Raw genomic sequence first — 12707 nt, 5'->3', positions numbered from 1 at the left:
CTGGAAAGGCTGCCGGGCGCCGCCGCTCACGCTCCGGCCCGGTCCTCCGGACGCAGGGTGACCCGGTCGCCGTCGCGCAGCGAGGCCGGCGGCCCCACGACGACGCGCTCGCCGCCGTTCAGACCGTCGCGCAGCTCCAGGAGCGTGCGGGTCTGGCGGAAGATCGTGACGGGGCGCATCCGCACCACGCCCCCCCCGTCCCCGGCCGGCTCGACCACGGCCACGCGGGTCCCGTGCTGGTCGAAGATCAGCGCGTCGTTCGGCACCGTCACGGCGGGCGAGACCCGCGGGATCTCCAGCGTGATCGTGATGTAGAGTCCCGGCCGCAGCGCCCCGTCGGGGTTGGGGATGTCGACCTGCGTGACCAGCGTGCGCGCGGCCGAGAGCAGCGTCGTCGACGAGCGCGAGACCGTGCCGGGGAAGATCCGGCCCGGGATCTGCGCCACCTCGACCGAGGCGGCCAGCCCGTCGCGGACGCCGTCGGCGGCGTAGAGCGGCACGTTCACCGCCATGCGCAGCACGTCGTCCCGGTTCAGCGTGAGGAGCGGCGCCCCCGTATTCATGTCCGCCGTGACCGCGTCGCCGACGTCGTTGTTGCGGGCCGTCACCACCCCGTCGAAGGGCGCGCGGATCTCCTCGAAGCCGGTCAGGACCTTGAGCCGGGCGACCTGCGCCTCCTGGGCGGCGATGTTGGCCTCCGCGACCTTCACGGCGGCCCTGGCGGCGTCGACGTTGGCGGTCTGCGCCAGCACCCCGGCCTGGGAGGTGTCGGCGTTCTGCCGGGTCTCGACCCCGGTGCCGGCGAGCGTCGAGGTCCGCCGGTTGGTCACGTCGGCGAGGTGGCGGTTGGCCTCGGCCTGGTCCACCATCGCCCGCGCCTGGATCAGCGCCGCCTGGAGCTGCAGCACCTGCGACTGGGCCTGGACCAGCTGCTGATCGAGGTCGGGCGCGCTGATCCGGAACAGCAGGTCACCCGCCTTCACGTGCGAGCCGATATCGACCTTGCGCTCGACGATGTAGCCGGTCGCCCGCGGGTAGAGGTTCGCGATGTCGAACGCCTGGGTGGTGCCCGTCTGGGTCAGGCTCAGGGTGTCGGAGGCCCGGGCCGCGGCGGCGACCCGCACGGTCGGCGGCTTCGCCTCGGCGGCGGGCGGACTCGCCGCGCGCGACGCGTCCGGCCACAGGCGGTATCCGAGGACGCCGAGGCCCGCCAGCGCCAGCAGGGCGAGCCACCGGCGGCCGCCGCGGGCGGGCGGGACGGTTCCGTCCGTGGCTGAACTGTCCCGGTCCGCCATCCTCGCCCTCGGGTCGCGCCGCGCCTGAACCGCCGCCTCGGCGCCCGGCCGGGACGCGTGCGCCGCCGTATTCAATGCGCCGTCTTCAATGCATAGACCGCGCGCGGGCTCCGGGCGAGATGCCGCAGCGCACAGCGCGGCCCGCCCGCGGATCCTCCGAGCACGCGACCGGTTTCCCTGCCACGGACTCAGGGACCCATCCACGATGACCGAGATCTCCAGGCGCGCCGTCATCGCAGCCGCCGGCGGCGCGATGGCCGCGTCCTCCGCCGCGGCGCAATACGCCGGGCCGGCCCCGCGCCTCCCCGAGCGCGGCGGCAAAGGCGCCGACATCCTGGGCCCGCAGAACCGGCCCCGCGCCGCCGAGGAGCCGTTCACCCTGGCGCCGCCCGCCACCGACCACGGCACCATGCCGAACCTGAAATGGTCCTTCGCGGACAGCCACATGCGGCTGGAGGAGGGCGGCTGGGCGCGCCAGACCACGATCCGCGAGCTGCCGGTCTCCAAGGCCATGGCCGGGGTCAACATGCGGCTCAAGGCCGGCGCGGTCCGCGAGATGCACTGGCACAAGGAATCCGAGTGGGCCTACATGATCAAGGGCAAGGCCCGGATCACCGCGGTCGACCAGGACGGGCGCACCTTCGCGGACGATGTCGGCGCGGGCGACCTCTGGTACTTCCCGGGCGGCATCCCGCACTCCATCCAGGGACTCGCCGCCGACGGGATCGACGGGTGCGAGTTCCTGCTCGTCTTCGACGACGGCGGTTTCTCGGAGGATTCCACCTTCCTGCTCACCGACTGGCTGGCCCACACGCCCCGGGACGTGCTCGCCAAGAATTTCGGCCTGCCCGAGAGCGCCTTCGCCAGGATCCCCGAGAAGGAGCTCTACATCTTCCCCGGCCCCAAACCCGGCCCGCTCGCGGCCGACAGGATGGGCGGCTCCGGGCCGGTGCCGAAGACCTTCAGCCACCGCATGCTGGCGCAGGAGCCGGTCCGCACCCGGAGCGGCAGCGTGCGCATCACCGATTCCACGGTGTTCCCGGCTTCCGTGACGATCGCGGCGGCCCTGGTCGAGGTCGAGCCCGGGGGGCTGCGCGAGCTGCACTGGCACCCGAACAGCGACGAGTGGCAGTACTACCTCTCCGGCCAGGGCCGGATGACGGTGTTCGGCTCGGAATCGAAGGCCCGCACCTTCGACTACAGGGCCGGCGACGTCGGCTACGTGCCCTTCGCCATGGGGCACTACATCGAGAATACCGGCGACACGACCCTGACATTCCTGGAGATGTTCAAGAGCCCGCGCTACGCCGACATCTCCCTGACGCAGTGGCTGGCCCTGACCCCGCACCCCCTGGTCCAGGCCCATACCGGGCTGGATCCCGAGCGCCTTGAGGCCCTGCCGGAGACGAAGTCCCCCGTTGTGCCGGGTTGACGCGCCCGGGAACCCGGACCGATCCTGGCGCGTCGACTCGCACAAGCGTTTCCGAAACCCGCTCGACTCTCGCACGGAGGGACCTATGCGTGCCGCGTCCCGCGCGCTCCTCGCCCTGGCGCTCGCCCTCCCCGCGGGCTCCGCCTGGGCGCAGGTGCAGCAGAACGACCCGAATGCCGCCAACGCCTCATTCGCCCTGCAGGGCCAGATCCGGTCGCTCAACCAGCAGCGGGTCTCGGACTTCAACACGCTGAACCAGACGTTCCAGCGCAACGTCCAGGCCGATTCCTTCGGGCCCTACCTGCCCTATCGGGGCGTCCGCGGGGACGTGTACCGGGGCCGCCATATCGGTCGGAACGGGATCGTGCGGCGGGGCGGCGGCCTCAACACGAGCGTCTGCACCGGCTGCTGACATCGGCCTCCGCGCCGCCGGGATATCCGCGCAGAGCGGGGAAAGCCCGAAAAAAACCTTTTCCCGCGGGCACGCTTCCCCCAGAAGCTGGGCCCATGGTGGCGTGCGCATGAACATCCTGCTGATCGGCTCCGGCGGCCGCGAGCACGCCCTGGCCTGGCGACTGGCTCAGAGCCCGCTCTGCACCCGCCTGTTCACGGCGCCGGGCAATCCCGGCACGGCCCGCCACGGGACCAACCGGCCGGACCTCAAGGTCACGGACCACGCGGCCGTCGCCGCCTTCTGCGCGGCGGAGGCGATCGGCCTCGTGGTGGTCGGGCCCGAGGCGCCCCTCGTCGCCGGCCTGGTGGACGACCTGAAGGCCGCCGGGATCCGCGCCTTCGGGCCGACCCGCGACGCCGCCCGGCTCGAGGGCTCGAAGGGCTTCACCAAGGATCTCTGCGCCGCCTGCAACATCCCGACCGCCGCCTTCGCGCGCTTCTCCGATCTGGAGCCGGCGCTGGCCTATGTCCGCCAGCAGGGCGCCCCGATCGTCGTGAAGGCCGACGGCCTCGCCGCCGGCAAGGGCGTCACCGTGGCCGAGACCGTCGACCAGGCCGAGGACGCGCTGACCGGCCTCTTCGCCGAGCCCGGCGCCGAGGTCGTGGTCGAGGAGTGCCTGTTCGGCGAGGAGGCGAGTTTCTTCGCCCTGTGCGACGGCACCCGGGCGATCTCCCTCGGCACCGCCCAGGACCATAAGCGGGTCTTCGACGGGGACCGGGGGCCCAATACCGGCGGCATGGGCGCCTATTCCCCGGCCCGGGTGGTCACCCCGGAGATCGAGGCCCGGGTCATGGCCGAGATCATCGCGCCGACGCTTGCCGGCATGCGGGCCCGCGGCTGCCCGTTCACCGGCATCCTGTACGCCGGCCTGATGCTCACCGCCGACGGCCCCAAGCTGATCGAGTACAACACCCGCTTCGGCGACCCCGAGGCGCAGGTGCTGATGCCGCGCCTCGCCTCCGACCTCGTGCCGGCCCTGCTCTCGGCCTGCGAGGGCGACCTCTCCGGCGTGAGCCTGGAATTCGATCCGCACCGGGCGGCCCTCACCGTGGTGATGGCGGCGGCCGGCTATCCGGGCGCCGTGGTCCGGGGCTCGGTGATCCGGGGCGTCGACGCCGCCGAGGGCGACGGGGTTCACGTGTTCCAGGCCGGCACCCGCGCCGAGGACGGGCAGCTGCTCGCCGATGGCGGCCGGGTCCTGGCGGTGACGGCCCTCGGCGACAGCGTCACGGACGCCAAGGCCCGCGCCTACGCGGCGGTGGCCCGGATCGACTGGCCGGAGGGTTTCTGCCGGCGCGACATCGGGTTCCGCGCGGTGGCGCGGGAGGCGGGAGAGGGCTGAACCCCCGGTCTCGCTCGTGGCGGGTGTCCCGGGCCCCACCCCACCCTGCCCTCCCGGACGAGGCCGGCGTGCCCGGAATGACGGGGTTGTCCGCGTCAAGCCGCCCGCCCCCTACTCCCCCACCGCCGCGCCGGCCGGCCGGCGGTTGTCGTTGGCACCGTAGAGCAGGCCCGGCCGCATCCGCTCCGTGCGCGAGGCGTCGTTGCCCGACGACGCGGCCTCCGGAAGCACGGGCGCCGCGGCCCGGACCGCGATGAGTTCCTGCGCCCCCCAGGGCCTCTGCTCGACGATCGTGTGGCCCATGCCCCTGAGGATGGCCTGGGTGTCCGCCGAGAGCGCGAAGGGCTCGGCGTAGACCGTGTCGGGCAGCCACTGGTGATGGATGCGCGGAGCGTCCACCGCCTCCTGCGGCTCCATGCCGAAATCGAGCACGTTGATCAGCGTCTGCGCGTTGATCGTGATGATCCGCGAGCCCCCCGGCGAGCCCGCCACCAGCGCGACCTTGCCGTCGCGCAGCACGATCGTGGGCGCCATGGAGGAGAGCGGGCGCTTGCCCGGCTGGATCGCGTTCTTCGTCCCCTGCACGAGCCCGAACAGGTTCGGCACCCCGGTCTTGACCGTGAAATCGTCCATCTCGTCGTTGAGGAAGAACCCCGTGTCGCCGGCGATCACCCCGGCGCCGAAATAGCCGTTGATCGTGTAGGTCAGCGCGACCGCGTTGCCGGCCCTGTCCATCACCGAGATGTGGGTGGTCTCGGGCCGCTCCCGCGGCTCCGGGCCGGGATCCGGACGGATCTCCGCCGACGGGGTCGCCCGGTCCGGGCGGATCGAGGCCCGGAGCGTCTCCGCGTAGGCCGGCGACAGCAGCCGGTCGACCGGGTTCTCTACGAAGGCCGGATCGCCGAGCAGCAGGTTGCGGTCCGCGTAGGCGCGCCGCATCGCCTCCACCATCAGGTGCACGGTCCGGGCCGAGTTGAACCCCGCCGCCCGCAGGTCGTAACCGTCGAGGATGCTGAGGATCTCGCAGAGCGTGGTGCCGCCGGACGAGGGCGGGGGCGCCGACAGGATCGTGGCGCCCCGGTAGCGGCAGGTGAGCGGCTCGGACTGCGTCACTGTGTAGGCGGCGAAGTCGGCCGCCGTCAGCAGGCCGCCGCCCGCCCGCGACGCCGCCTCCACGGCCTCCGGGATCGCGCCCTTGTAGAACACGTCCGCACCGCGCTCCGCGATGGCCTGGAGGGTGCGGGCGAGGTCGGCCTGGACCAGCCGGTCCCCGGGCCGCCAGGGGCTGCCGTCCGGGCGCAGGAAGATCCGGGCGACGTTCGCTTGGCCCGCGAACAGCTTCGTGCCGGATTCGAGGATGTCGGTGTCGCCCCGGGTCAGCACGAACCCGTCCCGGGCGAGCGCGATCGCCGGCGCCATCACCCGCGCCAGCGGCAGGGTCCCGTACGCGGCGAGGGCGGTGTTGAGGCCGAGCACCGTCCCGGGCACGCCGGCCGCCTTCCAGCCGCGCAGGCTCGCGCCCTTCACGACGTTGCCGGCAGCGTCGAGATACATGTCCCGGGTGGCGGCCGCCGGGGCGGTCTCGCGGAAATTGATGAAGCGGCTGCGCCCGTCGGCGCTGTGGAGCACCAGGAAACCGCCGCCGCCGATGTTGCCGCAGCAGGGGTTCACCACCGCCTCGGCGTAGGCGACCGCCACCGCGGCGTCGACGGCGTTGCCGCCGGCCCTCAGGATGTCGGCGCCCACCTGCGAGGCGAGGCGCTGGGACGAGACCACCATCCCGTTCTCGGCCTCGACGGCCGGTCCCGAGGCGGAGCGCGCAGCGGGCGCGCCCAGGGCGAGCAGGGCCGTGAGGAGCAGCGCGCGTGCCGGTGCGATCATCCCTGCCCTCTCCGGTGCGGGTCCCGCGCCGTCATATAGGGGACCGCGCGCTGGAGTCGCTGGACCCGTCCGATCACCGTATCCCGAGGGGCGGCGAAGCCGCCGCGAAGGAGCCTCCGAGGGCTCGCGAGACTTCCGGAGCCCCTCCGAGCCCCTCCGAGCCCGCAGCACAGCACCGCAGGATGAGAGGGGCGAAGGGCGGTGAGGGATCGGGCCGATCTGCCTCACTCGGTTTCGCTGGAACGGTTCGGTTGAGGTGCACCTCTCCGTCATCACGAGCGCAGCGAAGTGACCCAGGGTCGCGCCACGTCAGGAAGCGTGGCGCTGCTGGATTGCTTCGCTCCGCTCGCAAGGACGGCGCGCCGCCGAAGGCCTCAGCCGTTGCGGAACGTGTAGCTGTAGCCGTTCAGCGCCGGCGCGCCGCCGAGATGGGCGTAGAGCACCTTCGAGCCCTTCGGGAAGAAGCCCTTCTTCACGAGGTCGATCATGCCCTGCATCGACTTCCCCTCGTAGACCGGGTCGGTGATCATCCCCTCGAGCCGGGCCGAGAGGCGGATCGCCTCCACGGTCTCCTTGGAGGGCACGCCGTAGACCGGGTAGGCGTAATCCTCGTTGAGAACCACGTCGTCGGCCACGATGTCGCCCGCGCCGACCAGGGCGGCGGTGTTCTGGGCGATGTCGAGGACCTGGGCCTTGGTCTGGGCCGGGGTGCAGGAGGCGTCGATGCCGATGACGTTGCGGGCGCGCCCGTCGGCCGAGAAGCCCACCAGCATGCCGGCATGGGTCGAGCCCGTCACCGTGCAGACCACCACGTAGTCGAAGCGCAGGCCCATCTCGGCCTCCTGCTTGCGCACCTCCTCGGCGAAGCCGACGTAGCCGAGCCCGCCGTACTTGTGCACCGAGGCACCGGCCGGGATCGCGTAGGGCTTGCCGCCCTCGGCCTCGACCTCGGCGAGCGCCCGCTTCCACGAATCGCGGATGCCGATGTCGAACCCGTCATCCACGAGCTGCGTCTGCGCGCCCATGATCCGCGACAGGAGGATGTTGCCGACCCGGTCGTAGACGGCATCCTCGTGGGGCACCCAGGCCTCCTGGATCAGCCGGCACTTCATCCCGATCTTGGCGGCAACCGCCGCGACCATGCGGGTGTGGTTCGACTGCACGCCGCCGATCGACACAAGCGTGTCGGCGCCGCTCTTGATCGCGTCCGGCACGATGTACTCGAGCTTGCGCAGCTTGTTGCCGCCGTAGGCGAGGCCGGAATTGCAATCCTCGCGCTTGGCGTAGAGCTCGACCTCGCCGCCGAGATGCGCGGTCAGGCGCTTGAGCGGCTCGATCGGCGTCGGGCCGAAGGTCAGGGGATAGCGCTCGAACTTGTCCAGCATCGGGTCTCTCCGGGTCTCGGGGCGCCCCGGGGCAGCAGCGGTCTCGGTCCGCCCGGGCGCATCGAAGCGAGGCCTCGGCAACGGCCCGGCGCGAGGCCCGGCTCCGTCTTCGAGGCGCGGGGAGAATCTACCCGATCCGGGATGAAAGGTGCTCTCGATCTTCGAGCATGAACAGACCTTGACTTGCGCTGCTGACCATGCTGGCTAGGGAGTATTCCGGATTTTGCGCCGCATCCGAAAGAATCGTCCATGTCCGTAGGGCTCGATCGGATCGACCAGAAGATCCTCCGCCTCCTCCAGACGGACGGGCGCATGGCGAATGCCGAGATCGCCGAGCGGGTCGGCACCAGTGCGGCCACCTGCCATCGCCGGATCCAGCGCCTGTTCGCGGACGGGTTCGTGCGGGCGGTCCGGGCGCTGATCGATCCGATGCGGGTCGGGCGCGGCACCCTGGTCTTCGTCGGCGTCGTGCTCGACCGCTCGACGCCCGAGAGTTTCTCGGAGTTCGAGGCCGCCGTGCGCGCGATCCCCGCGCTCCTCGACTGCCACCTCGTGGCCGGCGACTTCGACTACATGCTGAAGATCCGGGTCTCCGACATGGCCGACTTCAACCGCCTCCACAGCGCCACGCTGATCGGCCTGCCGGGGGTGCGCCAGACCCGGACCTTCTTTGTGATGAAGGAGGTGATCGACAACGCGCCGCTGGATCTGTGATCTGGCTTCGCGCGATGCAGCCCACGCCGTCATCGCGAGCGCAGCGAAGTGACCCAGGGCCGCGCTACGTCCGGAAGCGTGGCGCTGCTGGATTGCTTCGCTCCGCTCGCAAGGACGGCGGCCGCAGCCATCAGCCGGAAACGGGATAAGCCCGCCTACCCCTCCCCGCGCCGCGCCTTCCGCAAGGCCTCCCAGCGCTCGAGCCGCTCGGCCAGCCTCGTCTCGTAGCCCCGCTCCGTGGGCGCGTAGAGGTGCTGGCGCCCCAGCGCGTCGGGCCAGTAATCCTGGCCCGAGAAGGCGTCGGGCTCGTCGTGGTCGTAGCGGTAGCCCTCGCCGTAGCCGATCCGCTTCATCAGCTTGGTCGGCGCGTTGAGGATGGTCCGCGGCGGCGGCAGGGAGCCCGCCTCCTTGGCCAGCCGCGTCGCGGCCTTGTAGGCCTCGTAGACGGCGTTCGATTTCGGCGCGCAGGCGAGGTAGATCGCCGCCTGGGCGAGGGCCAGCTCGCCCTCGGGGCTGCCGAGGAAGTCGAACGCGTCCTTGGCGGCGTTGGCCACCACCAGCGCCTGCGGGTCGGCGAGCCCGATATCCTCCACCGCCATGCGCACGAGCCGGCGGGCGATGAACAGCCGGTCCTCCCCGGCATCGAGCATCCGGCAGAGATAGTAGAGCGCCGCGTCCGGATCCGAGCCGCGCACGGTCTTGTGGAGCGCCGAGATCAGGTTGTAGTGGCCCTCCTGCGCCTTGTCGTAGATGGGCGCGCGCCGCTGCACGATCGCTTGCAGCGCCTCGGCGTCGAGGGTCTCGCCGGGGCGGGCCGAGCGCCAGACCTCTTCCGCCAGGGTCAGGGCCGCGCGGCCGTCGCCGTCGGCCATGCGGACCAGAACGCCGCGCGCCTCCTCGGTAAGCGGCAGGGCCTGGCCCGTCAGCGCCTCGGCCCGGACCAGCAGCCGCGCGACGGCGCCCGGATCGAGGGTCCGGAACAGCAGCACCCGGGCGCGGGACAGGAGCGCGGCGTTCAGCTCGAAGGACGGGTTCTCCGTCGTCGCGCCCACCAGCGTGACGGTCCCGTCCTCCATCACCGGCAGGAAGGCGTCGAGCTGGGCCCGGTTGAACCGGTGGATCTCGTCGACGAACAGCAGGGTCCCCTGCCCGGTCGCCCGCCGCTTGCGCGCCGCCTCGAACACCTTCCGCAGGTCGGGCACGCCGGAGAAGATCGCCGAGATCTGCTCGAAATGCAGGTCGGTGCCCTGGGCGAGCAGCCGCGCCACCGTGGTCTTGCCGGTGCCGGGCGGCCCCCAGAAGATCAGCGAGCCGAGCGTCCGTCCCCGCAGCAGGCGCGTGAGCGCCCCGCCCTCCCCGGTCAGGTGTTCCTGGCCGACGACCTCGGCGAGGGTCTGCGGGCGCAGCCGATCCGCCAGCGGGCGGGCGGCCTCGGCGCCGGGGGCGCGGCCGGGATCCGGCGCGGCGGGTGTCTCCGCGGAGGCGAACAGGTCGGACATCCGCGCATCAACACCGGGCGCGGCCGGGGGCGCAAGCCGGGAGCCGGGGCTTGCCCACGGCCACGGGCTCGGCGCCCCGCGACGGGATCAGCCGCCGAACACCGAGGTCAGGATCTCGCCGTTGCGGTTGATCGCGACCTCCCAGGAATTGAGGCTGTTGCGGGTGACCCGGTCGAGGTCCTTGGTGGTCGCCATCGGCACGCCGTTGACCGCCACGATCACGTCGCCCTTCTGCAGCCCGACCCGGGCCGCGATGGAGTTCTCGTCCACCGCCTGCACGGCCACGCCCTCGGCCGGGAAGTCCACCTGCATCTCCTCGGCCACCGCCGGCGAGGTGTTGACGAGGGTCGCGCCGAGGAAGGGCGAGCGGGTCTTCACCTTGAGCGCGTCCCGGGGACGCGTCTCGGGCGCCGGAGCGAGCTTGACCGGGACCGTCTGACGGGTCGTGCCGCGCAGGATCCCGAACCGGGCGTGGCCCTGCACGCCCTTCAGGGCGAAGCGGTAGCCGAAGGCCTCCGGATCGGCGACCTCCTGGCCGTCGACCGTGAGGATCAGGTCGCCGCGCTTCAGGCCCGCCTCCTCGGCCGGGCTCTTGGGCTGGAGGCTCGCCACCAGCACGCCGGTCGGGTGGTCGAGGCCCATGCTGTCGGCGATGTCGGGCGTCACGCTCTGGATGCGCGCCCCGAGCCAGGGCCGGCGCACGACGTTCGCCCCGTCCCGGGCGGCGTCGACCACCGCCTTGACCATGCCCACCGGGATCGCGAAGCCGATGCCGTGGCTGCCGCCCGACTGCGAGTAAATCGCGGTGTTGATGCCGACGAGTTGGCCGCGCAGGTCCACCAGCGCGCCGCCGGAATTGCCCGGGTTGATCGCCGCGTCGGTCTGGATGAAGTACTGGTAGTCCGCGGAGCCGACCTGCGTGCGCGCCAGCGCCGAGACGATGCCCTGCGTCACCGTCTGGCCGACGCCGAACGGGTTGCCGATCGCCATCACGAAGTCGCCGACCTCCAGGGCGTCGGCATCGCCGAACGGCATCGGCACGAGGCCCTTCGGCGGTTCCTTGATCTTGAGCACCGCGAGGTCGGTGCGGGTGTCGCGCATCACGATCGTGGCCTCGAACTCGCGGCGATCCGCCAGGGCGATCCGCACCTCGTTCATGTTGTCGATGACGTGGTTGTTGGTGATCACGAGCCCGTCGGCATCGACCAGCACGCCCGAGCCCAGGGAGCGCTGCGCCCGGTCACCCCGGGGGCCGCGGCCGCCCTCCGGCTCGCCGAAGAAGCGGCGCATGAACTCCTCCATGGCGCTGGTGCGCGCGCTGGAGCGCTTGTCCACGTGGGAGGCGTAGACGTTCACCACCGAGGGCGCGGCCCGCTTCACCACGGGGGCGAAGGAGAGCTGCACGTCGGCCTTGCTGAGCGGCACGACCTTCGCGGTGCCGTCCTTCGCGGGCTCCCGGGTCTCCGTCCGCGCCATCTGCGCCGCGGCCGGGCTGGCGGCCAGCAGGGCTGCGACGAGGGCGGGCAGGGTGAGGCGGGTCAGCATGCAGGGCTCCGGCGTCTGGGCGGGCGCGCCGTCCAGGCCGAGACAAGGCAGGCGCACCGTGCGGCCCCACGCTATCGAGGCCGATTGCGGCAGGTCGACGACACCTTCGCCGCAGGCGGGGCGTGTCGCCGTCAGACGGCTTCCTTGCTGCGCGCCCGCCGCTTCCCGGCGGGCTGCGGCGCGGGCTCGGCTTCGGGTTCCGGCGCCGCGGCACGCGGCTGCCCGAGGCCCAGGGAGCGGGCGAGCTGCGAGCGCTGCTCGGAGTAGCTCTGGGCCGTCATCGGGTAGTCCGAGGCGAGGCCCCACTTGGCGCGGTAGGCCTCCGGCGTCAGGCCGCGCAGGGTGAGGTGCCGGCGCAGCGTCTTGTAGGGCTTCCCGTCCTCGAACGAGATCAGGAAGTCCGGATTGATCGAGCGCCGGATCTCCTGCGCGGTCGCCTTGGCGATCGGCGGGCTCTGGCCGGCGTCGCAGACCCCCCGAATCGCCGCGTGCACCTCGTTGAGGAGGCCGGGCAGATCCGCGCTCTGCACGTGATTGTGGCTCACATAGGCCGAGACGATCTCGGAGGCGAGCGTGACGAGGCGGAGAGAGCCGCCGTTCGACTGGGCCATGTCTCGTGCGTTGCCTTCTCGTGATGACGAAACTCGCCAGAACGCAAGCACTGCGTCGCGATTCGGACGCCTGATACAATCGCATTCGCAAGAAGCGTCAAGTCTTAAATTCGGAACTGGGGTATACGGTCCCAAATAGCGTAATAAGAGCGATCTTGATCGCTCAACCTCAAGGAGTAATGCCTGTCAGGGTCTCGCTTGTGCGCAATCGATATTGCCGAATTATCCCTGCGACCTGACGCGGCCTGCACTCTACAGCCGAAGGTGCGATGCGGTGCCGGCTATAGAGCTTACGAGGCCGTTTCTGCCCATCGATTGTGCATTCGCAGAGCGTCGCTGGCCGATACCTCAAAGCCGATAGGACAACCTCAGCGACGCTTTGTGGCGGTCGCACCTCGGCGGTGAGCGACGGAGTGTCTGGAAGCGGACCGACGGTGCGCCAGTGGCGCACCCTGATCGCGACGCGCTCGGGCGTTCGGGCTCCGTCCGTGGCCGAACAAACGCAGAACCCGCCGCGCTGTTAAGCGCGGCGGGTTCTGTGTGTCGGAT

General features: G+C 71.6%; 10 protein-coding genes. 4 read left to right on the top strand and 6 right to left on the bottom strand.

From position 1 onward, the window contains the following. Positions 1 to 26: 26 nt before the first annotated feature. Entirely contained in the window at positions 27 to 1295 is a 1269-nt protein-coding gene (locus ACLBYG_RS26665; protein ID WP_447683464.1) for an efflux RND transporter periplasmic adaptor subunit, read from the bottom strand. A 205-nt stretch (positions 1296 to 1500) separates the two neighbouring features. Between ACLBYG_RS26665 and ACLBYG_RS26660 the strand changes: the two genes are divergently transcribed. From ACLBYG_RS26660 to purD, 3 genes are all read left to right on the top strand, one after another. Next, the gene (locus ACLBYG_RS26660; RefSeq protein WP_447683463.1) at positions 1501 to 2727 is read left to right on the top strand and encodes an oxalate decarboxylase family bicupin; all 1227 of its coding nucleotides are present in this window, start codon (positions 1501 to 1503) and stop codon (positions 2725 to 2727) included. Between the two features lie 85 nt (positions 2728 to 2812). Beyond that, the gene (locus ACLBYG_RS26655) at positions 2813 to 3139 is read left to right on the top strand and encodes a hypothetical protein (protein WP_447683462.1); all 327 of its coding nucleotides are present in this window, start codon (positions 2813 to 2815) and stop codon (positions 3137 to 3139) included. Positions 3140 to 3248: 109 nt separating this feature from the next. Further along, entirely contained in the window at positions 3249 to 4523 is a 1275-nt protein-coding gene (gene purD / locus ACLBYG_RS26650; RefSeq protein ID WP_042674068.1) for a phosphoribosylamine--glycine ligase, read from the top strand. Between the two features lie 111 nt (positions 4524 to 4634). On the opposite strand, the gene ggt is transcribed toward purD, so the two are convergent. Together ggt and ACLBYG_RS26640 are read right to left on the bottom strand one after the other, a co-directional pair. Next, on the bottom strand, positions 4635 to 6404 hold the full coding sequence (gene ggt, locus ACLBYG_RS26645) for a gamma-glutamyltransferase (RefSeq protein ID WP_447683461.1): 1770 nt from the start codon (positions 6402 to 6404) through the stop codon (positions 4635 to 4637). Between the two features lie 374 nt (positions 6405 to 6778). Continuing rightward, positions 6779 to 7789 (bottom strand): 1-aminocyclopropane-1-carboxylate deaminase, encoded by a 1011-nt coding sequence (locus tag ACLBYG_RS26640; protein WP_020095545.1) that lies wholly within the window; start codon positions 7787 to 7789, stop codon positions 6779 to 6781. Between the two features lie 249 nt (positions 7790 to 8038). Between ACLBYG_RS26640 and ACLBYG_RS26635 the strand changes: the two genes are divergently transcribed. Continuing rightward, complete coding sequence (locus ACLBYG_RS26635; protein WP_447683460.1) at positions 8039 to 8503, top strand: Lrp/AsnC family transcriptional regulator; 465 nt, start codon at positions 8039 to 8041, stop codon at positions 8501 to 8503. Positions 8504 to 8658: 155 nt separating this feature from the next. On the opposite strand, the gene ACLBYG_RS26630 is transcribed toward ACLBYG_RS26635, so the two are convergent. From ACLBYG_RS26630 to ACLBYG_RS26620, 3 genes are all read right to left on the bottom strand, one after another. After that, positions 8659 to 10002 (bottom strand): replication-associated recombination protein A, encoded by a 1344-nt coding sequence (locus ACLBYG_RS26630; RefSeq protein WP_447683459.1) that lies wholly within the window; start codon positions 10000 to 10002, stop codon positions 8659 to 8661. Positions 10003 to 10089: 87 nt separating this feature from the next. Next, the gene (locus ACLBYG_RS26625; protein WP_042674063.1) at positions 10090 to 11547 is read right to left on the bottom strand and encodes a Do family serine endopeptidase; all 1458 of its coding nucleotides are present in this window, start codon (positions 11545 to 11547) and stop codon (positions 10090 to 10092) included. 131 nt (positions 11548 to 11678) lie between these two features. Further along, positions 11679 to 12158 carry a MucR family transcriptional regulator gene (locus ACLBYG_RS26620; protein WP_020095549.1) on the bottom strand — a complete coding sequence of 160 codons (480 nt, stop codon included), beginning with the start codon at positions 12156 to 12158 and terminating at the stop codon, positions 11679 to 11681. Between the last annotated feature and the right edge of the window lie 549 nt (positions 12159 to 12707).

Source organism: Methylobacterium sp. D53M (assembly GCF_053345625.1).
This window is presented reverse-complemented; position numbering and strand designations above follow the sequence as displayed.